19 protein-coding genes and 1 tRNA gene are annotated in these 26298 nt (G+C 40.7%); 18 read left to right on the top strand and 2 right to left on the bottom strand.

Going from position 1 to position 26298, the window contains the following annotated elements; translation table 11 throughout:
- Window positions 1-11 precede the first annotated feature (11 nt).
- The 14 genes from nuoH (at window position 12) to N745_RS0107060 (ending at window position 17078) form a co-directional block, all read left to right on the top strand.
- Window positions 12-1076 (top strand): NADH-quinone oxidoreductase subunit NuoH, encoded by a 1065-nt coding sequence (gene nuoH / locus N745_RS0107125; protein ID WP_024851435.1) that lies wholly within the window; start codon window positions 12-14, stop codon window positions 1074-1076.
- A gap of 12 nt (window positions 1077-1088) precedes the next feature.
- Entirely contained in the window at window positions 1089-1580 is a 492-nt protein-coding gene (gene nuoI / locus N745_RS0107120) for an NADH-quinone oxidoreductase subunit NuoI (RefSeq protein ID WP_024851434.1), read from the top strand.
- A gap of 22 nt (window positions 1581-1602) precedes the next feature.
- On the top strand, window positions 1603-2244 hold the full coding sequence (locus N745_RS0107115) for an NADH-quinone oxidoreductase subunit J (protein ID WP_024851433.1): 642 nt from the start codon (window positions 1603-1605) through the stop codon (window positions 2242-2244).
- Window positions 2241-2546 (top strand): NADH-quinone oxidoreductase subunit NuoK, encoded by a 306-nt coding sequence (gene nuoK / locus N745_RS0107110; protein ID WP_024851432.1) that lies wholly within the window; start codon window positions 2241-2243, stop codon window positions 2544-2546. Before N745_RS0107115 ends, nuoK begins: the two co-directional genes overlap by 4 nt.
- Before the next feature lie 8 nt (window positions 2547-2554).
- Window positions 2555-4531 carry an NADH-quinone oxidoreductase subunit L gene (gene nuoL / locus N745_RS0107105; RefSeq protein ID WP_024851431.1) on the top strand — a complete coding sequence of 659 codons (1977 nt, stop codon included), beginning with the start codon at window positions 2555-2557 and terminating at the stop codon, window positions 4529-4531.
- 27 nt (window positions 4532-4558) lie between these two features.
- Window positions 4559-6073, top strand: coding sequence for an NADH-quinone oxidoreductase subunit M (locus tag N745_RS0107100; RefSeq protein ID WP_024851430.1), 1515 nt, complete (start codon window positions 4559-4561; stop codon window positions 6071-6073).
- 20 nt (window positions 6074-6093) lie between these two features.
- The gene (gene nuoN / locus N745_RS0107095; protein WP_024851429.1) at window positions 6094-7530 is read left to right on the top strand and encodes an NADH-quinone oxidoreductase subunit NuoN; all 1437 of its coding nucleotides are present in this window, start codon (window positions 6094-6096) and stop codon (window positions 7528-7530) included.
- Between the two features lie 53 nt (window positions 7531-7583).
- Window positions 7584-7910: a DUF2818 family protein gene (locus tag N745_RS0107090; protein WP_024851428.1), complete on the top strand. Its 327-nt coding sequence runs from the start codon at window positions 7584-7586 to the stop codon at window positions 7908-7910.
- A gap of 74 nt (window positions 7911-7984) precedes the next feature.
- Window positions 7985-8061, top strand: a tRNA-Met gene (locus N745_RS0107085).
- Between the two features lie 380 nt (window positions 8062-8441).
- Entirely contained in the window at window positions 8442-11225 is a 2784-nt protein-coding gene (locus tag N745_RS0107080) for a type I restriction endonuclease subunit R (protein ID WP_024851427.1), read from the top strand.
- The gene (locus tag N745_RS0107075) at window positions 11222-12964 is read left to right on the top strand and encodes a restriction endonuclease subunit S (RefSeq protein ID WP_024851426.1); all 1743 of its coding nucleotides are present in this window, start codon (window positions 11222-11224) and stop codon (window positions 12962-12964) included. Before N745_RS0107080 ends, N745_RS0107075 begins: the two co-directional genes overlap by 4 nt.
- The gene (locus N745_RS0107070) at window positions 12964-14724 is read left to right on the top strand and encodes an AAA family ATPase (protein WP_024851425.1); all 1761 of its coding nucleotides are present in this window, start codon (window positions 12964-12966) and stop codon (window positions 14722-14724) included. Before N745_RS0107075 ends, N745_RS0107070 begins: the two co-directional genes overlap by 1 nt.
- Complete coding sequence (locus N745_RS0107065) at window positions 14711-15493, top strand: HNH endonuclease (RefSeq protein WP_024851424.1); 783 nt, start codon at window positions 14711-14713, stop codon at window positions 15491-15493. Before N745_RS0107070 ends, N745_RS0107065 begins: the two co-directional genes overlap by 14 nt.
- A 43-nt stretch (window positions 15494-15536) precedes the next feature.
- Window positions 15537-17078: a class I SAM-dependent DNA methyltransferase gene (locus N745_RS0107060; protein ID WP_024851423.1), complete on the top strand. Its 1542-nt coding sequence runs from the start codon at window positions 15537-15539 to the stop codon at window positions 17076-17078.
- A 135-nt stretch (window positions 17079-17213) separates the two neighbouring features.
- Here the strand turns inward: N745_RS0107060 and N745_RS0107055 are convergent, their stop codons facing one another.
- Window positions 17214-18143 carry a histone deacetylase family protein gene (locus tag N745_RS0107055; RefSeq protein WP_024851422.1) on the bottom strand — a complete coding sequence of 310 codons (930 nt, stop codon included), beginning with the start codon at window positions 18141-18143 and terminating at the stop codon, window positions 17214-17216.
- 57 nt (window positions 18144-18200) lie between these two features.
- Entirely contained in the window at window positions 18201-20867 is a 2667-nt protein-coding gene (locus tag N745_RS0107050) for a methyl-accepting chemotaxis protein (protein ID WP_024851421.1), read from the bottom strand.
- 465 nt (window positions 20868-21332) lie between these two features.
- Here N745_RS0107050 and N745_RS0107045 point away from each other — a divergent pair, with 465 nt between their 5' ends.
- From N745_RS0107045 to N745_RS0107030, 4 genes are all read left to right on the top strand, one after another.
- Entirely contained in the window at window positions 21333-21920 is a 588-nt protein-coding gene (locus N745_RS0107045; protein ID WP_024851420.1) for an ANTAR domain-containing response regulator, read from the top strand.
- 18 nt (window positions 21921-21938) lie between these two features.
- The gene (locus tag N745_RS0107040; RefSeq protein WP_024851419.1) at window positions 21939-23099 is read left to right on the top strand and encodes a CmpA/NrtA family ABC transporter substrate-binding protein; all 1161 of its coding nucleotides are present in this window, start codon (window positions 21939-21941) and stop codon (window positions 23097-23099) included.
- 313 nt (window positions 23100-23412) lie between these two features.
- Window positions 23413-24225 (top strand): formate/nitrite transporter family protein, encoded by an 813-nt coding sequence (locus N745_RS0107035; protein WP_024851418.1) that lies wholly within the window; start codon window positions 23413-23415, stop codon window positions 24223-24225.
- 52 nt (window positions 24226-24277) lie between these two features.
- On the top strand, window positions 24278-26005 hold the full coding sequence (locus N745_RS0107030; protein WP_024851417.1) for a bifunctional protein-serine/threonine kinase/phosphatase: 1728 nt from the start codon (window positions 24278-24280) through the stop codon (window positions 26003-26005).
- Window positions 26006-26298 lie beyond the last annotated feature (293 nt).

The raw sequence follows: 26298 nt of genomic DNA, 5'->3' as shown, positions 1-26298 counted from the left end.
GATTTGTCATTATGTTTGATTCATTACAAGCTTGGCTGTCTTCTTTCCTTTTCGACTGGTTAGCCGTACTTATCACTCTACTGGTTCAAGCTGTTGTCGTTATCATGCCTGTTATGATTACGGTGGCATGGTTGACTTATGCTGAGCGTAAAGTTATCGGTTATATGCAAGTTCGTATGGGGCCTAACCGTGTTGGACCTGGTGGTTGGCTACAACCAATTGCTGACGCAGTTAAAGCGATGACCAAAGAAGTGGTTATTCCTAGCCAGTCAAACAAGTACTTGTTTATCATTGCACCAGTTTTGGCTATTGCACCTGCGGTTGCTGCTTGGGCTGTTATTCCATTTGATGCAAACGGTGTTGTGGTTGCGAATATCAATGCGGGTGTACTTTATGTATTGGCTGTAGCCTCCATTGGTGTGTACGGTATTGTTATTTCTGGTTGGGCATCCAACTCTAAATATGCATTCTTAGGCGCGCTTCGTGCGTCTGCACAGAAAATTTCTTATGAAATTGCAATGGGCTTTGCGCTGGTAACCGTATTGATGGTTGCTGACAGCATGAACCTAACGGATATTGTGAATGGGCAAAAAGGTGGCTTCTGGCACTGGTATTGGATCCCATTACTACCAATGTTCTTTGTTTACTTTATTTCAGGTTTAGCTGAAACCAACCGTGCGCCATTTGATGTCGCGGAAGGGGAGTCTGAAATCGTTGCCGGTTTCCATGTTGAATATTCAGGGATGGCATTTGCAGTTTTCTTCCTAGCTGAATACTCAATGATGATTCTGATTTCATTCATGACTGCGATTATGTTCATGGGTGGTTGGTTATCTCCATTTGATGGCATTCCAGGGTTAGAAACGGTATTCGGTTGGGTTCCTGGCTTTATTTGGTTATTTGCTAAGGTAGCTTTCTTACTATTCTTGTTCTTGTGGTTCCGTGCGACCTTCCCACGTTATCGTTATGACCAAATCATGCGTTTAGGCTGGAAAGTGCTTATTCCAGTAACCATCGTATGGGTGTTCGTGGTGATGATCATGGAATACGTCAAACTTGGCCCATGGTTCAATTAATAGAGGTTCATCATGATTGCATTTTTGAAACATCAAGTTAAAACCTTTGGATTAATTGAATTATTCAAAGGTCTTGCGGTAACAGGTAAATACTTGTTTAAGAAGAAAATTACCGTTCGTTACCCTGAAGAAAAAACACCGCTTTCTCCTCGTTTTAGAGGTCACCATGCATTACGTCGTTACGAGAATGGTGAAGAACGTTGTATTGCCTGTAAATTGTGTGAGGCGGTTTGTCCTGCAAACGCCATTACCATCGAATCGGAAGAAAGAGAAGATGGTTCACGTCGTACAACGCAATATGACATTGATATGTTTAAGTGTATTTACTGTGGTTTCTGTGAAGAAGCATGCCCTGTAGATGCGGTTGTTGAAACACGTGTTTTTGAGTATGAGTTCCACGAAAGAGGGCCTCATATTATGACAAAAGAAAAGCTGTTGGCTTTTGGTGATAAGCACGAAGCGCAAATTGCTGCCGATAGAGCAGCCGACGCTAAGTATCGTTAATGAAAACCAAGAGAGACATTAGATGACATTTTTACAATTTATTTTTTATGTGCTAGCTGGTATTGCAGCGATTTCAGGGCTGATGATGATCAGTGTCAAAAACCCTGTTAAAGCAGCGTTATGGCTGGTGTTGGCATTTATCTCTACGGCGGGTGTTTGGATAACGGCTCAAGCTGAGTTTTTAGGGTTAGTGCTTATCTTGGTTTATGTAGGTGCCGTAATGGTTCTTTTCTTATTCGTGGTGATGATGTTGGATGTCAATATTGCACAGGTTAAGGAAGGCTTTACTCGCTATTTACCACTAGGTGTTTTAGTGTCCATCGCTATTTTTGCCTTAATGTATTTAGTGCTTGGCCCTGATAGGTTTGGATTATCACACTATCCATCACCAAAAGAATTTGCAGAGAACTATAGCAATACAAAAGCGATTGCTGTGCCTCTATATACTACGCATGCTTATGCATTTATCCTTGCAGCGGTTTTGTTGTTGGTCGGTATTGTTGCTGCGATTACGCTAGCGTTACGCCATCGTCCAACAACTGAAGTTTTGTATCAGGATATTGATAAGCAAGTTAAAGTGCGTGCTGAAGATCGCTTCCACATGGTTAAAATGGATGCGGTTGTTGAAGCAGACGTGAAAAAACAAGAGGGGAAGGACGAATGATAGCGCTTTCAGATTACTTAATTTTTGGGGCCATCTTGTTCATGATTAGCATGGCAGGTATTTTCCTTAACCGAAAAAACGTCATTATTTTATTGATGTCTATCGAGTTATTGCTATTGGCGGTTAATACCAACCTGGTAGCCTTCTCTCACTATTTGAATGATGTCACTGGGCAAATTTTTGTATTTTTCATTATGACGGTAGCTGCAGCTGAAGCCGCAATTGGTTTAGCGATTATTGTGTTGGTCTTCCGTAACCGTAAGAGCATCAATGTTGATGATCTCGGCTCAATGAAGGGATAATTTAAAAGATGGCATTAAAATTTATTTTAACTCTTATTCTATTGTCACCGCTGTTTGGTGGCTTGATGGCTGGTTTATTCGGCCGTCGCATTGGGCGTCGTGGTGCCCATACGGTAACGATTTTCAGTGTTGCTGTTTCAACGATTTTATCGTTCTATGTTTTCTACCTATTTGTTTGGCAGGGGCATGCAGTTTATAACGACACGTTATACACCTGGCTAGTTTCGGATGGCATTCGTTTTGAAGCTGGTTATATGATTGATAGTCTTTCTGCAACCATGATGTTGGTTGTTACTTTTGTATCTTTAATGGTTCACATTTACACCATTGGTTACATGGATCATGACGAAGACTACGATCACAAAAATCCATATTATCAGCGTTTCTTTAGTTATATTTCGTTGTTCACCTTCTCAATGTTGTCATTGGTAATGGCAAACAACTTCCTTCAGTTGTTCTTCGGTTGGGAAGCGGTAGGTTTGGTTTCTTACCTTCTGATCGGTTTCTACATGAAACGAGAGTCTGCAATTCAAGCCAATTTAAAAGCTTTCTTGGTTAACCGTGTTGGTGACTTTGGTTTCATCTTGGGTATTGCTGTTGTCGTGATGTATTTCAATACCTTGGATTACAACGAATTCTTCAATGGATTAGCAGCTCATAAAGATACTACGATGAGTCTGTTCCCGGGCACTGAGTGGTCAATGATTACGGTGATGACGATTCTGTTGTTTATTGGTGCGATGGGTAAATCTGCACAGATGCCTTTGCACGTATGGCTACCAGAATCAATGGAAGGTCCAACACCTATTTCCGCATTGATTCACGCGGCAACAATGGTTACAGCTGGTATCTTTATGGTTGCGCGTTTATCGCCAGCTTATGAGCTATCTGAAGTTGCGTTGAGTTTTATACTCATTATTGGTGCGACCACAGCCTTTATGATGGGGCTATTGGGTATGGTTCAAAATGACATCAAACGTGTCGTTGCTTACTCAACACTCTCTCAGTTGGGTTATATGACAGCCGCTTTGGGTGTGTCTGCTTATGCGGCAGGTATGTTCCATGTTTTGACACACGCTTTCTTCAAAGCATTGTTGTTCTTGGCAGCGGGTTCGGTGATTATTGCCATGCACCATATTCAAGATATTCGTCAAATGGGTGGGCTGCGTAAATATATGCCAATTACCTATATTGCGTTATTGATTGGTAACCTAGCATTGATTGGTTTCCCTGGATTCTCTGGTTTCTTCTCGAAAGACAGCATCTTAATGGCTGTAGGTGACTCTCACATATTCGGAGCTGGTTATGCGCAAGTGCTACTTTATGTCGGTGTATTCGTTACTGCGTTCTACAGCTTTAGAATGTTCTTCCTGGTTTTCCATGGTGAAGAATCTGAGTATGTGAAAACACATGAAATTAAAGAATCTCCTTGGGTGGTGACTTTGCCATTAATTATGTTGGCGATACCTGCTATGTTGATTGGTTTCCCGTTGGTTGGAGGCGTACTTTCAGGCAGCTATTTTGCAGATGCAATTCAAGTGTTACCACAACATGATGTTTTGGGCGAAATCTATGCGCATCATTATCATGGACCATTTGACATGATTATTCATGCTTTGACGACTTTACCTGTTGTTTTAGCTATGTCTGGTGTCCTACTAGCTTGGTTCTTATACCTAAAAGCACCGGGATTAACCGACAAACTAAAAGTTGTCTGTTTCCGTGGCGCCTATGTTTTGCGACATGCTTATGGGTTCGACCGTTTCAACGAAATCGTTTTTGTTGGCGGTGCGCGTAAGTTGGGTGAATTCTTCTGGAAGGGAATTGACGTTAAAACAATTGATACAGGTATTGTGACTAATACATTTACATCAATTGCAGGGATGGCTGCTTCTTTAAGAACAGCACAAACTGGATATATGTACCATTACGCTTTTGTAATGATTTTTGGCCTACTAGGCATGCTCGTTTGGGTATTGTGGTAAAAATAAGAAGATAAGGGAATTTTTTAGATGATATTTGGTTTTCCTATTTTAAGTACCCTGATTTGGTTACCTATAATTGGTGGGTTGATTGTTTTGTTTGTCGGTCGCGACAGAGACCAGTTGGCAAAATGGATCGCATTAATCGTTTCGGTACTGACTTTTCTTGCATCTTTACCACTTTGGATGGAATTTGATAAAACAACCGCAGCAATGCAGTTTGTTGAAAGATCCAGTTGGATTCCGCAATTTAACATTCAGTACTATCTAGGAGTGGATGGTCTTTCAATGCCGTTGGTGTTGTTGACGACTTTTACTCAGATTTTAGTGATTGCTTCTGCGTGGGAAATTATTAAAGAACGTGTTGAACAATACATGGGTGCCTTCATGATTATGCAAGGTCTCATGATTGGTGTTTTCGTAGCACTAGATGGGATTTTGTTCTACGTTTTCTGGGAAGCATTGTTGATCCCAATGTTTATCGTTATTGGTAAATGGGGTGGACCACAACGTGTTTATGCAACCATCAAGTTCTTCTTGTATACCTTCTTTGGATCGGTATTCATGTTGGTTGGTTTCCTATATATGTATTTCCAATCAGGTAGCTTCTCAATCCTAGATTTCCAAGGTATGCATCTAGGCATGACAGCGCAAACCTTGATTTTCTTGGCGTTCTTGATTGCCTTTGCAGTTAAAGTGCCAATGTTCCCTGTTCATACTTGGCTGCCAGATGCGCACGTTCAAGCTCCAACAGCAGGTTCTGTTGTACTGGCTGCCATTATGTTGAAGATGGGTGGTTACGGTTTTGTGCGTTTCAGCTTGCCGATTACGCCTGATGCGTCTATGGAATTAGATTGGTTGGTCATCACCTTATCATTAATCGCCATCTTCTATATCGGCTTGGTGGCAATGGTTCAGAAGGACATGAAAAAGCTGGTTGCTTACTCATCGATTTCACACATGGGCTTTGTTACATTGGGGATGTTCCTAGTGTTTGACATCCTACAAAACACGCAATCAACGCAAGGTTCTATGATTGGTATGGAAGGTGCGATGATTCAGATGATTTCGCATGGTTTCATCTCTGGCGCCATGTTCTTGATGATTGGTGTGCTTTATGACCGTATGCATACGCGTGAAATCAGTGCTTATGGTGGTGTTGTTAACAAAATGCCTTGGTTTGGTTTCTTTGCCGTGCTGTTTGCAATGGCAAACGCAGGTCTGCCAGGGACATCAGGATTCGTTGGTGAATTCATGGTTATCCTGTCATCCTTTAAGGCCAACGCTTGGTACGGTATTATCGCGGCTTCCACCTTAATTATCGGTGCGGCATATACGCTCTGGATGGTAAAACGTGTCTTCTTTGGTCCAGTGTCAAATGATAACGTTGCTAAATTGAATGATTTGAACTCACGCGAGTTCGCAATCATGGCAACTTTAGCTGTTGCAGTCATATTGCTAGGTATTTACCCAGCGCCAGTCATTGATGTAATGCATACTTCTGTCGAGAATCTATTGATTCAAGCGACAACGTCAAAACTATAAAAGATAGGTGAGTGAATCAGATGAATTTTGTAATCCCAAGTTTCGCACCCGCAATGCCGGAAATCGTACTACTGGTTTTGGCGTCATTGCTTCTCGTTGCCGATACGATTTGGTCAAAACGTTATGAGTTCGCAACCTACTATGCAACTCAAGTTATTTTGGTGGTTGTTGGTTATCTCATCATAGAGAGCTTTGCAACCGAACAAATCATCACCTTTAGTGGAAGCTTTGTAAGAGACACTTTTGGTGATGTGTTAAAACTGTTTATTGTTTTAATCTCGATAGGGGTTTTCCTCTTCTCTAGAGAATACTTACTACAAAAGAAATTCTATAAAGGCGAGTACTTCACACTGGGTCTATTTGGTGTGCTAGGTATGTTTGTTATGGTTTCTGCCTACAACCTAATTACCATGTATTTAGGTTTGGAAATTATGTCCTTGGCTATCTATGCAATGGTTGCCATGCGTAAAGACAATCAGTTTGCACTAGAAGCCGCGATGAAATACTTCGTACTAGGTGCTTTGGCAACAGGTATGTTGCTATACGGCTTCTCGATGGTTTACGGTGCTACTGGCGAAATCCAGTTCTCAAAAATGGCAGAAGTCATCGCATCAGGCAAAGCAGACGATGTTGTGCTTTCGTTCGGTGTTGTTTTTGTTGTGATTGGTTTAGCATTCAAGCTGGGTGCCGTCCCATTCCACATGTGGGTGCCAGACGTTTACCATGGAGCACCGACAGCCGTAACCTTATTTATGGGTACAGCACCTAAGCTTGCTGGTTTTGCCATGCTATATCGTATTTTGATAGAAGGGCTTCCAGGGTTAGTTCACGACTGGCAAACGCTTATCGTCATGATTTCCGTTTTATCTTTGGCAGTTGGTGCAATCGTCACACTTGTTCAAGACAATTTAAAACGTCTTCTGGCATACTCTGGTATCGGGCACGTGGGATTCATGTTGTTAGGGATCATTGCTGCAACACCTGATGGTTATTCAGCAGCAATGTTCTACATCATTGTTTATGCGATTACTGGTGTTGCTGGTTTCGGTATGATCGTAGCACTTGCTAGAACAGGCAATGCCTTTGATAAAGTTTCTGACTTCAAAGGCATGAATAAACGAAATCCTTGGCTAGCGCTAATGATGTTGTTTGTTATGTTCTCTATGGCAGGGATTCCACCGTTTATCGGTTTCTATGCAAAAGTAACCGTTGTTGAAGAGGCTGTTAAGTCAGGCTTTGTTTGGCTAGCGGTTTACGCTGTTGTTACCGCGGTTATCAGTGCGTTTTACTATCTGAAAGTTGTCAAAACTATGTATTTTGATGAACCAGATGACAACGCTAAGGCAGAACCAGTTAGTAACCAATTAAATTGGGCAGTAAGCTTTTTCTCTATTGCGCTGTTGATACTAGGTTTAATGCCTTCATCGCTGATTTCGCTTTGCTATAACAGCTTATAAGATTCCAAAAGCCCTAACTAACCTTAGGGCTTTTTGTTAAAAGGGTAAAAAATATGTCATTAGATGCTGCTGTTTGGATTCTACTTTCTACAGCTATCGTATTAGCAAATGTCCCATGGATTTTGCAAAACAAGCTATTTGTGTTTATCACAGTACCAACCAAAAGTGTTTGGATTAACCTAGCAGAATGGTTCCTTTACTTTCTTGTAATGGGTGGATTTAGTTACCTGCTACAAAATAAAGTAATGGGGCATGTCAAAGAGCAAGATTGGCAGTTTTATGTAGTCACTTTGTTTATGTTCGCCATCTTCGCTTTTCCTGGTTTTATCTACAGATACAACCTCAAACAGTTTATTCATTCTTCAAAAAAGAGCGCGTAATACGCTCTTTTTGAATTAATCCCAAATTCGACTTGCAATAATTCTGTAACACCCTATAATACGCACAACATTAACGCGGGGTGGAGCAGCTTGGTAGCTCGTCGGGCTCATAACCCGAAGGTCGTTGGTTCAAATCCAGCCCCCGCTACCAAATACAAAAAACCAGACTTATGTCTGGTTTTTTTATGTCTAAAATTCTCCATTGTAGAGTTGGCAGTTGGGTTCACATTTGCATATCGTTGTAATTTTGATGGTTAAATGTCCGTAACACTTAACTATAATCAGAATATTCTCAGAGTTATGGAAGGACTCTTAACAAGTATCAACTCTCTGAACACTCTATAAATCTACGTGTGCTGATTTAGTGCTATGTGTGAAAGCAGCTTTTTAAAGGGGGTAGATAAAGCAGAAATTAACTAGAAAACGATTTCTCTAGCCATTAATATAACTGTTGGTATTTGATAATCAACAATTTCAAAATCTGAATAAATTAATAAGTAATTTCTATATGTAAAAAGCTGGGCTAACTGAATGGATATCTATGGTTTAAAACCAGAAACTCAAGCACGCGTATTAATTGATGAGCAGCTTAATCTCGCTGGCTGGAAAGTTCAAACATGGCCTAAAGTTAACCTCGGCGAAGGTTTGGGCGTAGTTGTACGAGAGTATCCTACAGATACAGGTCCTGCAGATTACCTTTTATTCATAAATCGTACAGCAGTTGGTGTTATCGAGGCAAAGAAAGACCAAACTATCTTAAATCAAGTTGAAGAGCAGACTCTCAGATATGCAACAAGCAATATTAAATATCGTAAAGATAAAGAGCCTCTTCCTTTTCTATTTGAAGCAACTAGCCAAGTTATTCATTTTACCGATCTAAGAGATCCCGCTCCAAGAGCCCGAGAGATATTTCACTTTTATAAACCAGAAACCCTACAGGAGTGGTTTAAACAAGAATCAACTCTGCGCACACGTTTAAAAGAGAATATGCCAAGCCTACCAAAGGCAAATTTACGTGAATGCCAAGTCAGTGCTATAACTGGCCTAGAAAAATCATTATCAGAAAATCGTTCCCGTTCACTAATTCATATGGCCACTGGGGCTGGTAAAACCTTTACTGCGATCAATGCAGTTTATCGATTACTTAATCATGGGGGAGCTAAGCGCATCTTGTTTTTAGTGGATACGCGTAATCTTGGAAAACAAGCACAGCAAGAGTTTCACGCTTTCAAGCCTCAGGGTAAACAAACGTTTTTTCATGAAAACCATATCGTGCAACGGTTAAGTAGTAACACCGTAGATAGTGCTGCTGAGGTTTGTATTTGTACTATCCAGCGTATGTATTCGATCCTAAGCGGTAGTCCTATTGACGAAAGTGCCGAGGATACTTCCTTGCATGAAGTTAAGCAAAATCAACAGCAAGCTAAGTTTGTCCAATATAACCCGGCAGTTCCAATAGAAACATTCGATTTTATTATTGTTGATGAATGTCATCGTTCTATCTATAACCTATGGAAACAAGTGTTAGATTATTTTGATGCTTTCACTATAGGCTTAACTGCAACACCTGATAAACGTACATTTGGTTTTTTTAATGAAAATATAGTCGCTGAGTATAGTTATGAGGATTCTGTGCTTGATGGGGTAAACGTTGGATATGATGTGTATGAGATTGAAACTGAAATTGGTGATAAAGGTGCAGAGCTTAAAGCCAAAGAGTGGTTAGATCATAGAGATAAACTTACACGCAAAAAGCGCTGGGCGCAGGCTGAAGAAGACAGTGCTTATACCAGCAAAGAACTTGATCGATCAGTTGTAAATATCAGTCAAATTCGACAAGTCATTCGTGCAATGAAAAAAGCAGTCGAAACAGAAATCTTTCCTACTCGTAAAGAAGTTCCTAAAACGTTGATTTTTGCCAAAACAGACAGCCATGCTGATGACATTATTCAAATAGTGAGAGAAGAATACGGGCAAGGTAATGAGTTCTGTAAAAAAGTTACCTACAGTGCAAAAGATCCTGATGGCATTCTTAATGATTTTCGCAATGACTTTTTCCCACGTATTACCGTGACCGTAGATATGATCGCAACAGGTACCGACGTTAAACCATTAGAAATCCTGTTATTCATGCGAGATGTTCGAAGCAAAGGTTATTATGAGCAAATGAAGGGTCGTGGTGTTAGAAGCTTAAGTTACGAAGACCTTCATAATGTCAGTAAAAGCGCCACATGCGATAAAGATCGCTTTGTTCTGATTGATGCAGTAGGCGTAGAAAAATCTCTCAAAACTGAAAGTCGTCCATTAGAGCGAAATCCTAATCTTGCAATGAAGGATCTATTGCAAGGCGTAGCAATGGGTCATAGAGATGACGATACAATTCAAAGTTTAGCCAATAGACTCACTCGTTTAAGCAAGCAGTTAGATAAGCGCGGTTTAGACAAAGTAGCAAAGCTAGCTGGTAAGCCTTTACCTCAATTAGCAAGAGAGCTGCTTATGGCGATAGATCCAGACACCATTAATAAGCAAGCCATCGATAATGCTAAAAATTTGGGTGTTGATCGTACAGAAGAAACCTTAACAGACCAAGAGCGCGATACTGCTAAAGTACAGCTGATTGATAAAGCTTGCGAATGCTTTGATAACCCTGAAACACGGGAGACGATTGAATCTGCACGTCGAGAGCGTGAGCAGCTTATTGATCATATCAATTTAGATACGGTAACCTATTCTGGTTATAGCAGCCATGCGGCAGATAATGCTGAGCAAGTGATTAAGAGTTTTAAAGACTTTATCGAACAACATAAAGACGATATTCAAGCATTAAGCTTTTTTTATCAGCAGCCATATCAACGCAGAGGTTTAACATTCGAAATGGTTGAGGAGCTGCACCAAGTGCTTAATAAACCTCCTCTGCTATTGACGACAGAAAAATTGTGGAATGCATACGAGCGCATTAACGCTACAAATAGTAAAAGTAGTAACAATCAAAGGCAGATAGCCGATATAATCTCGCTCGTTCGATTTGCGATCGGTCTTGATGCTGAATTAAAGCCCTTTGCTGAACAGGTTGATGCTAAATTTAAAAAATGGATTTTTCGCCATAATGCCCAACGTTCAACCGCTTTCTCAGAGCAACAAACCCAATGGTTAAGATTAATTAAAGATCATATTGCTGCCAGCTGCTCTATTGAACGAGACGATTTTGACTATAGCCCATTTTCAGATAATGGTGGACTACAAAAAGCGTGGGGCTTGTTTGAATATGAATTAGACAGTCTTTTGACTGAAATGAATCAGGAATTAATTGCGTGAGTGAAATTGAATATTTACCGAAGGGTTGGGTTGAGGCGAGCATAGGAGATTTAGCTGAATACATTAATGGATTTGCTTTCAAACCTGCTCATAGAAGTGAGGCTGGAACTCCAATTATTAGGATTCAAAATTTAACTAATCAAAATAAGCCATTTAATTACACCAAAATGGACTTTCCTGAAGTATATAAAGTTAATAGTGGGGATCTACTTGTTAGTTGGTCCGCTACCCTAGACGCTTTTATTTGGCGTGGTGAAAGGGCGTGGTTAAATCAACATATTTTTAAAGTCATTCCTGATACTAGACTATTTCATCCGGGTTTACTTTACTATTGGATGAAAATTGCAATTAAACAAATGCTTGATACAGAACACTTGCATGGTAGTACTATGAAGCATATTAATAGAGGCCCTTTTTTAGCCCATAAAACATTTATACCTCCTCTGAAGGAACAAGGAAGGATTTTTGAAAAAATTGAAGAGTTATTTTCTGACTTAGATTCAGGGATTTCTGAGTTAAAAGTTGCACAACTCAAGCTCACACAATACCGTCAATCATTGTTAAAAAGTGCTGTTGAAGGTACTCTTACTCAGCAATGGCGAGAAGCAAATTCCGATAAAACTGAAGAAACTGGCCCAAAACTCTTAGAGCGAATTCTAAAAGAACGTCGCGCACTATGGGAACAACAAAAGCTGGAAGAATTTAAAGCCAAAGAAAAAAAACCAACTAAAGGCTGGAAAGAGAAATATCCTGAACCAGTAAAACCAGACACTAAAGGGTTACCTATTTTACCTGACGGTTGGGTTTGGGCGACAATAGATCAATTGGCTGTGAATAAGCGTTATGGTTCTTCATCAAAAACTAATGATGATAGCTCAGGTGTTCCAGTGTTGCGCATGGGGAATATTCAGAATGGAGAGCTAGATTATGATCAGCTAAAATTTTTGCCTGTTGACCATAATGAGTTTCCAAGTTTATTGCTGAATGACGGAGATTTATTGTTTAATCGAACCAATAGTGCTGAACTTGTAGGTAAGACGGCTATTTACAGAGATATTGGTAAGCCTGTTTCATATGCATCTTATCTGATCGCTGTAACATTTACGGAACACTTTTTACCTGAAATTGCTGCTCATTACATCAATTCCGTTTTGGGTAAAAAATGGATTGCTGAAGTAATGAATCAAACAGCAGGGCAAGCGAATGTAAATGGGACAAAATTGGGTGCATTAGCGGTCCCTCTTCCCTCTTTGGGCGAGCAAAAAGCATTGATAGAAAGAGTGGCCAATGAATTGGATGCTGTCGATAGGCAAGACAAAGCTGCATCGTTTGGTTTGAAGCAGTCGGATGCTCAACGTAAGAATATTCTTAAATCAGCTTTTTCAGGTCAGCTTGTACCACAAAACCCAAATGATGAGCACGCATCAGTGTTACTTGAAAAAATTAAAAAAGAACGAGTTGAGTTAGCCAAAAAGGTTAAACCAAGAAAGTCTCGTCAAACTAAAAAAAAAGTTAATGTAATGGATACTTTATTAGAAGTTTTAACGTCTGAAGATAGATGGATTGATGCGCAAGAAGCCTTTAAAAAATGTGGCGTAGTTGATGGCACATCAACTGATCGCATAGAAGAAGTTTATACAGAATTAAGACAGCTAGAAAAAGAAGGAAAAATCAAAATTGAGCGTACCGGTGGTTTTGATCAATTAAAACTTATTAAGAACGATGTTAAGGAAGACTAATGCGGTTAGCCTCATTTACCATAGGTTCAGAGCGAGAAGGTGAACGTCAAAGGTTTAAAAACCTGAAAAACGTCACTATCGACTTTGAAGAAGAAGAGTGGATCACCTTAGTCATTGGTTGGAATGGAACGGGTAAATCAAACGTACTTGAGGCGTTGGCCTTACTATTTCGTGATTTAATTATGGGTAAGAACGACAAAAAAGAAAGTGATAAGCCTTCATTTGCTTATACACTTCGCTATTATTGCCATGAAAAAGAAATTGAAATTGATGCCGACCCTGATCGTTTAAAAGATGCGTATAAAATTAGCTATAAAGATTTGGGAGAAAATAAAGCTGAACAAGCTGTGCAAGCTGACTTGCTGAGTGTATTAACAGAGAATCCTGAATTATCAGCAATGAAATTTTCTGACTTTAAAAAGCGCAAAGATAACTTTTTACCAAAATATATTTTCGGCTATTATTCTGGTCATAGCGACAGAATGGAATCTGTTTTTCGCCCGTATCTACAGCAATATGATAGTAAATTACGTAATGCTAAATCTGAAGACCCAGGTTTAAGACGTCTGTTTTACGCCCTACCTGTCCATAGCCAATTTGTTCTATTGGCGTTTGTTCTTAAACAAGATGATTTAGTCAGACAGTTTCTTGATACGCAATTAGGGTTGGAGACTGATGAAAATGCTGAAAGTATTGATTCTGTTTTACTTGAACTCAATGAACCGTCATGGAATCTAAATAAGAGTAAAACTCCCAGAGGGATGCATGGCGCATGTAAAGATAAGCCTGATATATTTTGGGGGGCAGAAGGTGTTGTTCGTGGTTTTTTAGACCGAGTTCATGAAGTATCTACGGCTCCCATCAAAATTAAACGAAAAGATGAAGCGACTTTATGGAATAAAAAAGAGCGTGAATACCTTTACATGTTTATCAAAGATATCGGCAAACTGAATGAGTTAGTCGGAGATCAAGAGCCTAGAGACTTTTTCCGTGACCTTGAAAGTACCTATGTATCTGAGTTAATCAGTGAAGTTCGCATTCGCGTAAAGCTTAAAAAAAATGATGGTACCGTTACTTTCCGTGAGTTAAGTGAAGGAGAGCAGCAGTTACTCACAGTTTTAGGGCTATTAAGATTTACCGCAGAGGAAGAAAGTTTATTTTTATTAGATGAACCAGACACTCATTTAAACCCTAAATGGAGCGTTGATTATATTGGTTATCTTAATAAATTTGTTACTTCTGGTTCAGAAGGTGAGAACAATAGCCACATAGTACTAACGACTCATAACCCTATCGCGATAGCTGAATTAAACCGTGATCAAGTCCAAATCTTGAGTAGGGATGAAGAAACAAGGATAATTGAATCACATAAACCCAGTTTTGATCCAAGAGGTATGGGCTATGCGGGAATTATTACCAGCGATATGTTTGGTTTGGCCTCTTCAGTAGATAGTTATACTGAGGAGCTGCTTGAAAGTAAGAGACAAATAACGGCTAAAGATGAAGCATTAACTAGTATTGAGAAATCAAAACTGAACGAAATTAACTTAGAGCTTGATAATCTAGGTTTCAGGTTTTCTAACCGTGACAGAGTATTTGAAGAATATCTGCGTGCTCGATATGAATTTGATTCACAAGCTGAAGATAATCAACAAATGGACTCGTTACCTTCTGAAGAGAAGCGAGCGGCTAGTAAAAATCTGATTAAGAAAGTTATGTTGAAGTTAAAGCAAGAAGGAGGGCAGAATGAGATGGATTGATATTCGTAAACTAAACCCTTCACAAAGCTGGAGAACAAAGGCGCAGATCAAACAAAGAGATATTGATGAAGGAGTTTGTGAGGCTAAAACGGGCCAGTCTATTTGGTCTGAGTTGAAGCCAGCGTTAAAAAAGTTATCTAATAACAAGTGTTGGTATTGTGAATCAAGAGAAGATAGGTCAGACAATACGGTCGACCACTTTCGACCTAAAAGCATTTACCCGTGGTTTGCTCTAGATTATGAAAACTTCAGATTCGCTTGTACCTTTTGTAACAGTATTAGAACGAATCCTGAAACAGGAGAAAGCGAGGGTAAAGGAGATCATTTTCCTTTACTTTCAGGTAGTAGAGCAACAAATCGCATTCAAAGAAATACAGAGGCTTTTGTTTTGCTGGACCCATGTAAAGCAACAGATGCTAGTTTATTAGATTTTTGTGATGATGGGCGTCCAAGACCTAAATACCCTAACGAAAAAACTAAGAATCAAAGAGTTATTGATTCAATAAGTTATTATCATTTAGATCACCCTGATTTAAATGAAGAAAGAAGGTTGTTGGCTTTAGAGATTAGGGATTTGATTGAAACCGGTGATGAATTATACCCTGACCTCAATTCTGGAATTGATTCAGTAGGGAAAAGTTTTGAAACGGTTGTAGATTCTTTAGCAAGGTTAATTGTCGCTGATGCTCCATTTTCGGTGTTCGCCAAAAAAATGGTAAAAGGCTATCAAAATAGAGAGTGGGTTGAAGACATCTTAGAATGCGCATAAGTCACTATAAATTAAACAATATAGTATATTTGATGGATAAATTATGAACGCACCAGCGTTAGTACAAAAAGTTTGGAATTACTGTCATACATTACGTGATGATGGTGTGGGTTATGGCGACTACTTAGAGCAGTTGACTTATCTATTGTTTTTAAAAATGGCATATGAATATGCTCAACCACCATACTCTAGAGACACTAAAGTTCCTACCGATTATAACTGGGAAACTTTGCAAGGCTTAACGGGTGAGAAGCTAGAAGAACAATACAGAAAGGTTTTAAAGAGCCTAGCTAAAGAAAGCGGCATGATTGGCGCTATTTTCTATAAATCTGAAAACAAAATACCTGATCCTGCAAAGTTAGCACGTATTGTTAAAATGATTGATGAAGAAAACTGGATTAGTTTAGATTCTGACGCTAAAGGTGATTTATACGAAGGTTTGCTGCAAAAGAATGCGGAAGACACTAAAAGTGGAGCCGGCCAGTACTTCACACCTCGCGCACTAATCGATGCAATGCTCGCATGTGTTCGCCCTGAACCGAAAAAGACGATTGCTGACCCAGCATGCGGGACGGGAGGATTTTTCTTAACGGCAAGTGATTGGATTACATACGGTGATGAGCAATGGATTGAAAAAGGCATGAGCCATTGGAATCCATCTAAGCATGATGAAAACATCATCGCAAAATCGAAATTAAACAAAGACCAAGTTAAGTTTTTGCGTGACGAAACATTTCGGGGTAATGAAATCGTTCCTTCCACTCGCCGTATGTGCTTGATGAACTTGTTCTTACATAATATCGGTAGTATCGACGGTGAGCCTGAAGTAGAAAGAGCCGATGCACTTCTAAATAAGCCAACAGAAAAAGTCGATTATGTTTTAGCAAATCCTCCATTTGGTAAGAAAAGCAGCATGACGATTACTAATGCTGATGGAGGAGAGGATAAAGAAGCATTAACCTATGAACGCCAAGATTTTTGGGCGACAACAACAAACAAACAGCTTAATTTTTTACAACATATTGTTGCAAGCTTAAAAGACACAGGTAAAGCAGCCGTTGTATTGCCAGACAATGTTTTATTTGAAGGCGGGGCAGGTGAGCGTATTCGCCGTAAATGGTTAAATAACTGCGATGTTCACACTATTTTGAGACTGCCTACAGGTATTTTTTATGCTAATGGTGTTAAAGCCAATGTTGTGTTTTTTGACAATGCCGCTCGTGATGAAAAAGTACACACCAAAGGTATTTGGTTCTACGACCTAAGAACTAACAAGCACTTTACATTAAAGCAACGCCCAATGACGCTAAGTGATCTTAAAGATTTTATTCAGTGCTATAACCCTCAAAATCGTCATGTAAGAGAAGAAACGGAACGATTCAAATACTATAGTTATGATGAATTAATCAATCGCGACAAGGCAAGCCTTGATGTATTTTGGCTTAAAGATGATAGTTTGGATAACCTGGATAACTTACCTCCTCCAGATGTTTTACAACAAGAAATTATTGAGCACCTAGAAGCCGCCTTAGCCTCGTTCAAAGATGTCGCCTTGGAATTGCCTGAAAGTAAAGTAGAAGGTTAATACAATAATTGGGTCAGAGTTAAATTACACTAAAATCTGCCAGGCTGGGGTGAGGGATAAAGATTCAATTAATCGGATTTGGATTAGAGAATCAAAAGCTTTAGTTGTTTTAGGCTGAACCCAGTCTGGTAGATTTTACTGTTTTAAAAGGGCTTTGACGTGTGCAGTAGCTGAATTGGCTAAAGCTTCTAAATCATAGCCGCCTTCAAGTGTTGAAACGATTTTGCCCTCACAAACATTATCTGCAATTTCTACAAGCTGTTGTGTCCAATGATAGAAGTCGTCTTCAGTTAGATTGAGACTGGCGAGAGGGTCTTTTTGGTGAGCATCGAAACCTGCTGAAACGAGGATAAGTTGCGGTTTAAAGTTTCTGACAAATTCAAAGCCTTCTTGCCATCCATTCATAAACACTTTGCCATCGCTCTGCGTTTTTAGAGGGAGTTTGAGCATGTTGTCTATGTCGGAAATCGGATTGGTGAAGGGAAAGATATTTTCTTGAAAGCTGGAAACGAAACTGACTCTGGGTTCTTGTCGGATGTAGTCTTCTGTACCGTTACCATGATGGACATCAAAGTCGACAATGGCAATGCGCTCTAGATTGTATTTGTCTAAAGCATAGGCGGCTCCGATGGCAATGTGGTTGATAAGGCAAAACCCCATTGGCCGTTTGATTTCTGCATGATGACCAGGTGGTCGGATATTGCAGAAGGCAGTTTTGGCTTGATTGTTCATCACGCCATCAATGGCAGCGAGCATAGCACCACTGGCCATCAGCGCGGCATCCAAGCTGTATGGATTCATGCCGGTATCTTCATCTATTTTGACAAAGCCGTTTTGTGGCAGGTTGTCTTTGAGCGTTTGCCAAACTTTAGGGTGGTGCACGCGCAACACATCGGTATCAGTAGCAGGAGAGAAAGGTTGGGCAATGGCATATTGCATCATGCCGCTATCTTGAAGGGCTTGTTCGATATGAACAATGCGTTCGGGACTTTCTGGGTGCCCCCAGCTATTGTTGTGTTTTTGACAAATAGCTGAGCTGAGATAAAGAAACATGGTTGCCGTCATCACAAGGTTTGCTTGCTTGTCATCTTAACAAAATGACAAGCGAAAGTGATGCGGGTTTTATGCGCTGAGTTGGGCGGGCACGGGTATAGCGTCTGCGTTATGTGCGATGCCTAAATCCAACTCTTTTAACGCGGCATCCAATGCATCGGAAGTATCGACGAACTCATCGAGCAGAGCGTCTTTTTGCTTGAGGTTTTCGGCATCGTTGTTGTGATCCATCAATTTAAGAATTTCAGCTATCAGTTGATGTTGATGCACGTGTAGTTTATCCATTTTCTGATATTCGACCATACTGGCGATACTGGGTTGGAAATGCAGTAGTTGTGCCATGGCCTTGCCGACGGCAGAGGCTTTGTGGTCGGAGATGTGTTCCAGGTCGATAGGCACATTGACACCGTTCAGATAGGCTTGGGTATTGGCTTTCCAGATGCGCATGGATTGGCGCACATCTGAGATGCGTATGCCTGAAATATCTGGTGTGGTTTGAATCAGCTCTTTGGCTCTTTGTGTGTCTATGGTGAACTTGTCGGTTTCTCGTCTAAGTAGCACGGCTTGATCTTTTAGTGATTCGGCTGCAGCGGAAGTTTCTTCTACCAATGCCGCGTTACTTTGTAGATTGTCATCCAAAGAGTTGATGGATTCGGCGATTCTGGCAACGGCTGTTTGCTGTTGTTCAATAGATGAAACCACTTCTGATAAAGAGTTACCGATGGTGGAAACACTTTGGTTAACTTCGTCAAATGCTTGGTTAGTTTCTTGAACTTTGTTGACGCCTTGGTGAACCTTGTCAATGGACTCTTCAATGAGTTGACGGATTTCGGCAGAAGCAGAAGCAGATTTTTGAGCAAGGGTGCGTACTTCTCCTGCTACCACGGCAAATCCTCGGCCATGTTCTCCTGCGCGGGCAGCTTCAACGGCAGCATTTAATGCTAACAAGTTGGTTTGAAAAGCTATGCCGTCAATCATGCCGATAATGTTGGCTATTCTTTCCGAGGTGGATTGCATATCGTCAATAGCGGTAACGGTCGATTCGAGTGCCGATTTGGCAAAAGCGTTTTTCTCAAGTGTCTGGGTTGCAAGTTGATTGATTTGCATCAGTTCTTGCGTATTTTCAGTTTGCTGACTGTGTACGGTTTGCATGGTGGTGTTGATTTGCTCTAGTGCTGCGGCTGCTTTTTGTGTTCTATCGGACAAATCAAGAGAAGTGCTTGCAGATTCGCTTGCGGCTGTGCTGACCATTTCAGCGGATTGTTTGATGTAATAAACAATGGCACTTAGGTTATCCAATGAAACGTGTGTAGAGCCTTTCATCGCAGCAAGAGATCCTTGCAAGCTTTTCTCTATGCGGCCTTGCAAATCACCCGTGGCGAGTTTGGTCATCACAAAGACCATGCTTTCGATAATTTGATTCAGTTCACTCAGTAGCGCATTGATATTGTTGGATGTGTCCAAGAAGAAACCGGATAGATCTTGTGTATCTATTGTTAAAGCGGTATGGCCTAACGAGGCCATTTGTAACGTGGACTTGAGGTTTTCTTCTATCTTGCGTTGTTGGGTGAGGTCTTCCCATTGCACGACGGAGCCAATGATTTGCTGCTGTGCATCGAAAACGGGTTTGATTTTAAGGTGGAGCAATAGGTTGGCAAAAGATTGTTCGATTTCGACTTCTTCCGTGCTATTGCTTAGCTTGTTAAACATATCGGTTTTGAATACACCTGCTAAGGATTGGCCGATTAAGTTTTCGAGATTAAAGTCTGGGTAAGCTTGTTTGAATGCTGCTGCATGGCGTAGAAAAAAGTTCTTGGATTCGTTGTTGTAGTACAGCACTTTGCCTTTATTGTTGATCATCATGAGATTGGCAGAGGCACTGTCTAAAGCAGATTTGATGCGTGTGCTGTGGTTAAGCTCCGCCTTGGCGTTTTCAACCGTTGCACCGAGCTGAACTTGCATCATTTTGACCGCAGAAACCAGTTTGCTCAAAGAGTGGTTACCATAGTAATCCACCTGGCCATTAAAATCGGCTTGACGCATTTTATCGATAAGGACTTTGGCTTTCCCCAAACGATTAAAGGCGTATTTTCTACCCGCTAAAGCATAAATAAAGAGAAATGCATTGAGTGCCGGAATACCCCAGACTGGTAGATTTATGATGTTCAGTTGCACCAGTGTGCCGACTATACCGAGCAGGGCAATGCTGCTTACCATTAGGTTAATGGGATGAAGTTTATGGAATAAGCACAGGTTTTGCATGGGGGTAAGGAGCACACCGTTTTTAATGTGACCATGGCGTATTTTCTTATAAAGTGATGTGGCTTGTTCAGTTGTGCGGACAAAAGTTTGATCGGATAAAGGTTTGAGTACGGCAAGGGCTGCAACGATTTTGTTATTTTCTAATACTGGCGCGATATTGGCTTCTGTCCAAATATATTTGTCGTTGTGGCATTGTATTTTTAAGACCTGAACCCATGGTTTTCCTTCTTTGAGTGTTTGCCAGATATCTGTTATTAAGCGTTTGGGCGTATCTTGATGTATAAGTTGGGAGAAGTTATTTGCTGAAAGTGCAGAGCGATCGTATTCGCAGGCTTCTATAAATGCATCGTTCATTTCGAGTAATGCACCTGAAGCGTCCATTTTTATAACCAGTGTGCCGAGATGTTCAAAATCTTTTTCTTGTTCTAGCGTTTCCATAACGTTTGAAACCCCTTTCTGCTTTTGCTGCGCCAATAAAAAACGCCCACAAAGTTTTCATTTGAATTTAGTATCAAACGAATTTCTGTGAGCGTCTTTACTCAAACTATAAACACCAGATAAGAAATATCTAAACCAGAGAAGGTTAACCATATACAAATCAAGTGCTTATATAAGTGGTGGTTAATTTGTTTGCCAAATCATTTGAGCAGGAAAGGGCAGGTTGCACCAAGATGAGACAAGATGGGATGATAAAAGGCAATAGAAAAAAGTTAAAAAATGCAGTTCTTATTTTAATCTATTGTTTTTGAAACATAAATTTGAAGTTGGTTTGGTTGTTTCTATTATCAAAGGTAAATATGAAATAAGTATAGAAATGCTCATACCGTTTCCTTGTATATTGAGGAAAGGGATGAGCATTTTTTGTTTTTGGTAAGCCAAACGTAAACCAATAAGACGAGTTGAACATGAATGTGAGTGACTTAAACAGGCGACAAGGGAATGTCTAAGACCAAGTACGAAACCATAAAAGTCATGCTAGTGGATAATGATTCCGGGCGTTCTGCTATTTTGTCGCAGGCGTTGTTGGATCATGGCTATGAAGTGATTTCACGTGTAGAACCTGGGCCGAACTTGTTGGCGAAGGTAGCGCAAATTATGCCGGATATGATTGTGATTGATACAGAATCACCGGATCGAGATATTCTTGAAAGTATGTACTTGTTGAATGAGCATAATCCGCTGCCCGTAGTGATGTTTGCAGACGAAGATAACGAAACCGTGATTCAGGAAGCCATAAAATCAGGCGTGAGCGGTTATATTGTTAAGGGTGTGGATATGGAACGCGTAAAGCCGATTATGAGTGTGGCAATTGCACGTTTCAGAGAATATCAGGCTTTGAAAGACGAGTTGAAACAGACCAAGTCAGAACTGGATCAGAATAGACTGATCGAGAAAGCCAAGCGCTTATTGATGGCACAAAAGGGTGTTAGTGAACAGGAAGCGTACGAGGCTATCCGTAAGCGTTCTATGGACAGTAATCAGAAGTTGTATGAAGTGGCTGAAACGATTATCAGCGTACTGGAGTAAAAATGATGAGGAAGAAGAATGGATAAAGTTAATATCGGGTTTATACCCCTTAACGATTGTGCCTCATTGATTGTTGCAAAAGAGCAGGGTTTTTTTGAAGAGCAAGGGCTGAATGTAGAACTTCACCGTGAAGTGTCCTGGTCCAATATTCGCGACAAACTGGTATTTGGTGCTTATGAAGCGGCGCATATGCTAGCACCTATGTTGATGTCTTCTACACTAGGGCTTGGCGGTATCAAAAGGCCATTGGTAACAGCTTATTCATTTGCGGTTAATGGTAATGCCATCAGCGTGTCGAATGCACTCTATGAAGAAATGAGCGAATACGAATCTCAACTGGTCTTGAAACCCGAGAAGAGCGCTTGTGTACTGAAGAAGGTGATTGATGCCAGAGCAGAACAAGGCTTGCCCAAGTTACGTTTTGCAGTCGTGTTTCCATTTTCCATGCATCAGTATTTGTTGCGTTATTGGCTGGCGGAAGGGGGGATAGATGCCGATAAGGATGTGCATCTCACCGTTGTACCACCGCCAAGCATGGTACAAGCACTGGAAGAAAATCTGATTGATGCCTATTGTGTGGGTGAACCTTGGAATACGCATGCGGTGAAGCGCAAAGTGGGAGTGACCTTGATCACCGGGTATGAGATTTGGAACAACGCACCGGACAAAGTGCTGGGGGTGCGCAAGGATTGGGCGGAACAAAACCCAGAAATTCATGAAAAACTCATTTTGGCACTTTATCGTGCCAGCGAATGGATCGATAAGGTTGAAAATAGAGAAACACTCAGTGATTATTTGTCTTCACCACAATATGTCGGTGCACCGAGAGAATCGATTAAAAATGCTTTTTATGGTGAAGTCTGTAACCCAAGTTGTTCCACTTGTCGAAACATCCCGAATTTCTTTTCGCCCTTTAAGCATCTGGCGAATTTTCCTTGGCAATCACATGCCGAGTGGATACTTTCTCAGATGAAGCGCTGGCATCAGATTCCAGAAGACGTAGATATTGAAAAGACGGCACAGGAAGTGTATTTGACGGATGTTTATCGTTCAGTGCTGTCAAAGCAAGGTGTTCAGCTCCCTTCGGTGAATAGAAAAGAAGAAGGCGTGCATGCAGAACCCTGGTTATTGGATGGTGTAGAAATCGGGGAAGATCGTTTTATTTTGGTGCAGAATTAAAGGGAAGTTGCTCTGCTACAGCGCAAAAATCTGCCAGGCTGGGGTTGGAGGAAGTGCTAAGTTAATGAAATATCAATGTAAATATTCGTTGGCTTAATAGTTTCTTAATACTTTTAAATTAGTTTTGAGTGTAGACGCTCACAGAATACCTCGAGTTTTTTCGAGGTGATTCTGTGGGCGTTTTTTTTTGGAATTTTTTGATGACTTCCAATTTTAGAGCTAATGATTAAGCCAAGTCAGGGGTGAGGTAAGGAAGCCAATCCCCAAGGCTGAGGTGTATTTCATGATTACATAGTTTACTGAGGAGCTTGCTATGTCTTATTTAGAACCAAATGAGTTTGTAACGAAAATGGTTGATTCGGGAGAGTCAAAAATTTTCATGTCGACAAAAGATACATTGATCCGTGCCTTTATGGCGGGCGCCATTTTGGCATTGGCCGCGATGTTCGCCATTACCGTTGCTATGAAAACCGGCTCGCCATTGGTCGGTGCTTTGCTTTTCCCGGTCGGTTTTATCATGCTGTATTTGATGAAGTTTGACCTTTTGACTGGCGTATTTATGCTGGTGCCTTTGGCGGTATTGGACAAAAGACCCGGTGCTGATATGCAACAATTGTTGCGTAACTGGGGGCTGGTGTTTTTAGGTAACCTTGGTGGTGCCTTGACCGTTGCTTTCATGATGTCTTTTATTCTGACCTATGGCTACAGCACTGATCCAGGTGCAATTGGGCAAAAGGTAGGGCATATCGGTGAAGCTAGAACCCTAGGTTATAAAGAGCATGGTTTAGAAGGTTGGTTGACGATATTCATCAGAGGAATGTTGTGTAACTGGATGGTTTCAATGGGTGTCGTTGCCGCGATGATCTCGACTTCTGCAACCAGTAAGATTATTGCGATGTGGATGCCAATCATGCTGTTCTTCTTCATGGGTTTCGAGCACTCAATCGTAAACATGTTCTTGTTCCCTTTCTCAATGATCATGGGCGGTGGATTCACAGTAACGGATTACTTGTTATGGAACGAGTTGCCAACAGCACTGGGTAATTTGGTTGGTGGTTTCTTGTTTGTAGCACTTCCTTTGTACTACACGCACGTTAAAACTAGCCCAGAACGTAATCTAGGCTAAGCGTTTAGCGCTTAAATGACCACTCCATCTATGGAGTGGTCTATTTATTTGTATGACAAAGCAACTCAACGTCTCAATCGGGCAATATTCGGACAAAGGTCGGAAGGCACTTAATCAGGATTTTTATGGAAGTCTTATTCCTGAAGAACCCTTATTAAGTTCCAAAGGCATCGTTATCGCTTTGGCGGATGGTATCAGTAGCAGTCAGGTCAGTCAGATAGCGAGTGAAACAGCCGTAAAAGGTTTTCTAATGGATTATTTCAGCACGTCAGAAGCCTGGCGTGTGAAGACATCGGCACAAAGTGTGTTGCTAGCCATCAATTCCTGGCTATTTTCACAAACACGTCGTAGCCAGTATCGTTATAACAAGGACAAAGGCTTTGTTTGTACCTTTAGCAGTGTGGTGTTCAAATCGACCACAGCACATCTATTCCATGCCGGGGATAGCCGTATCTATCGTATTGCTGCTACTCAAAATACCCTTGAACAATTAACTGAAGATCACCGTACTTGGCTGTCAAGCGAAGAGAGTTTTTTAAGCCGGGCTTTGGGGGTGAACGATCAGTTGGAAATCGACTATCAAACTCATGTACTCGATAAAGGAGACGTATTCATTCTCACCACTGATGGCGTTTATGAGTTTTTAAGTGATGAGCGAATGGTTGAACTGATTGGACAGCATGAGGTTGATTTGGATATTGCGGCAAAAAAGATTGTCGATGAGGCGTATCAAAAAGGGAGTGATGACAACCTCACTGTTCAAATTGTTCGGGTAGATAATCTGCCCGATTATGACGAGAGTGAAGCCTACCAGCAAATGACGGCATTACCTTTTCCACCTCAATTAGAGGCAAGAATGCAGTTTGACGGTTATGAAATTTTACGAGATATTCATAACAGCAGTCGCAGCCATGTTTTCCTGGCCAGAGACTTGGAGAGCAAACAGCAGGTTATATTGAAAGTACCGTCGATAGATTTACGTGATGATGCCGCCTACCTGGAAAGATTTTTATTAGAAGAATGGATTGCTCGGCGTATTGAACATGCAAATGTTTTAAAACCAATTGTGCAGACTCGAAAGAGAAATTATCTCTATATCACGACGGAATATATCGAAGGTCAAACTTTAGCGCAGTGGATGCTGGATAACCCAAAACCAGATGTTGAAACAGTGAGAAAGATTGTTGAGCAGATCGCAAAAGGGCTACGCGCGTTCCATCGTTTGGAGATGCTGCATCAAGACATTCGACCGAATAATATTATGATCGACCGGCAAGGCACGGTAAAAATTATTGATTTTGGTTCAACTAGGGTCGCTGGCTTAGCAGAAATAACCAGCCCGCTGAATCAACCTGATTTGTTAGGTACGGCTCAATACACTGCGCCAGAATATTTTTTGGGCGATGTCGGTAGCACGCGTTCCGATCAATTTTCTTTGGCGGTGATTACTTATCAATTGCTATCAGGCCGTTTGCCTTATGGCATTCAGGTTGCAAAAGCCCGCACCAAAGCCGACCAACGAAAGTTGCGCTACCGTTCAGTTGTTGAAGAAGACCGGGATTCACCTATCTGGATAGATGAAGCTTTGAGAAAAGCATTACAGCCTGAGCCGCAAAAAAGATACAGAGAAATATCTGAATTTATCTATGACCTACGTCACCCCAACCAAGCATATTTGAATAAGACACAAGCCCCCTTAATAGATCGCAACCCTGTTTTATTCTGGAAAAGTATTTCATTAATATTGCTTTTATTAGTGCTGTTTTTATTAGCAAAGTAATCAATTGCCCTTATTTAATTCAATAACAGTGATTTATTATGGTGCACATTTGAGTGCAATTGCTGAAATATGGTAAGAAAAGTGCACAGGATTTTAGAGCTAAATTTTATTAAGTTGTTGTAAATATTGTATATATTTAGTTTGGCCTAGAGATTTCTTATTAAATATCAAAATTAATTTAGAGTATAGACGCTCACAGAATCTCGTCATGAAAAACGGACGGATTCTGTGGGCGTTTTTTTTTGGTTTTTTTTCAGTGATTGTTGCTCTGGATTAATCGATCACTAGACGAG

It is taken from the genome of Hydrogenovibrio kuenenii DSM 12350 (assembly GCF_000526715.1).
GTDB classification, from domain to species: domain Bacteria; phylum Pseudomonadota; class Gammaproteobacteria; order Thiomicrospirales; family Thiomicrospiraceae; genus Hydrogenovibrio; species Hydrogenovibrio kuenenii.
The sequence above is the reverse complement of the archived record's forward strand: the minus strand, read 5'-3'. Positions and strand labels throughout refer to the sequence as shown.

Excerpts from the sequence above, each read along its gene's own strand:
- nuoH (WP_024851435.1), top strand. The coding sequence starts at position 12 with ATGTTTGATTCATTACAAGCTTGGCTGTCTTCTTTCCTTTTCGACTGG.
- nuoI (WP_024851434.1), top strand. The coding sequence starts at position 1,089 with ATGATTGCATTTTTGAAACATCAAGTTAAAACCTTTGGATTAATTGAA.
- N745_RS0107115 (WP_024851433.1), top strand. The coding sequence starts at position 1,603 with ATGACATTTTTACAATTTATTTTTTATGTGCTAGCTGGTATTGCAGCG.
- nuoK (WP_024851432.1), top strand. The coding sequence starts at position 2,241 with ATGATAGCGCTTTCAGATTACTTAATTTTTGGGGCCATCTTGTTCATG.
- nuoL (WP_024851431.1), top strand. The coding sequence starts at position 2,555 with ATGGCATTAAAATTTATTTTAACTCTTATTCTATTGTCACCGCTGTTT.
- N745_RS0107100 (WP_024851430.1), top strand. The coding sequence starts at position 4,559 with ATGATATTTGGTTTTCCTATTTTAAGTACCCTGATTTGGTTACCTATA.
- nuoN (WP_024851429.1), top strand. The coding sequence starts at position 6,094 with ATGAATTTTGTAATCCCAAGTTTCGCACCCGCAATGCCGGAAATCGTA.
- N745_RS0107090 (WP_024851428.1), top strand. The coding sequence starts at position 7,584 with ATGTCATTAGATGCTGCTGTTTGGATTCTACTTTCTACAGCTATCGTA.
- N745_RS0107080 (WP_024851427.1), top strand. The coding sequence starts at position 8,442 with ATGGATATCTATGGTTTAAAACCAGAAACTCAAGCACGCGTATTAATT.
- N745_RS0107070 (WP_024851425.1), top strand. The coding sequence starts at position 12,964 with ATGCGGTTAGCCTCATTTACCATAGGTTCAGAGCGAGAAGGTGAACGT.
- N745_RS0107065 (WP_024851424.1), top strand. The coding sequence starts at position 14,711 with ATGAGATGGATTGATATTCGTAAACTAAACCCTTCACAAAGCTGGAGA.
- N745_RS0107060 (WP_024851423.1), top strand. The coding sequence starts at position 15,537 with ATGAACGCACCAGCGTTAGTACAAAAAGTTTGGAATTACTGTCATACA.
- N745_RS0107055 (WP_024851422.1), bottom strand. The coding sequence starts at position 18,143 with ATGACGGCAACCATGTTTCTTTATCTCAGCTCAGCTATTTGTCAAAAA.
- N745_RS0107045 (WP_024851420.1), top strand. The coding sequence starts at position 21,333 with ATGTCTAAGACCAAGTACGAAACCATAAAAGTCATGCTAGTGGATAAT.
- N745_RS0107040 (WP_024851419.1), top strand. The coding sequence starts at position 21,939 with ATGGATAAAGTTAATATCGGGTTTATACCCCTTAACGATTGTGCCTCA.
- N745_RS0107035 (WP_024851418.1), top strand. The coding sequence starts at position 23,413 with ATGTCTTATTTAGAACCAAATGAGTTTGTAACGAAAATGGTTGATTCG.
- N745_RS0107030 (WP_024851417.1), top strand. The coding sequence starts at position 24,278 with ATGACAAAGCAACTCAACGTCTCAATCGGGCAATATTCGGACAAAGGT.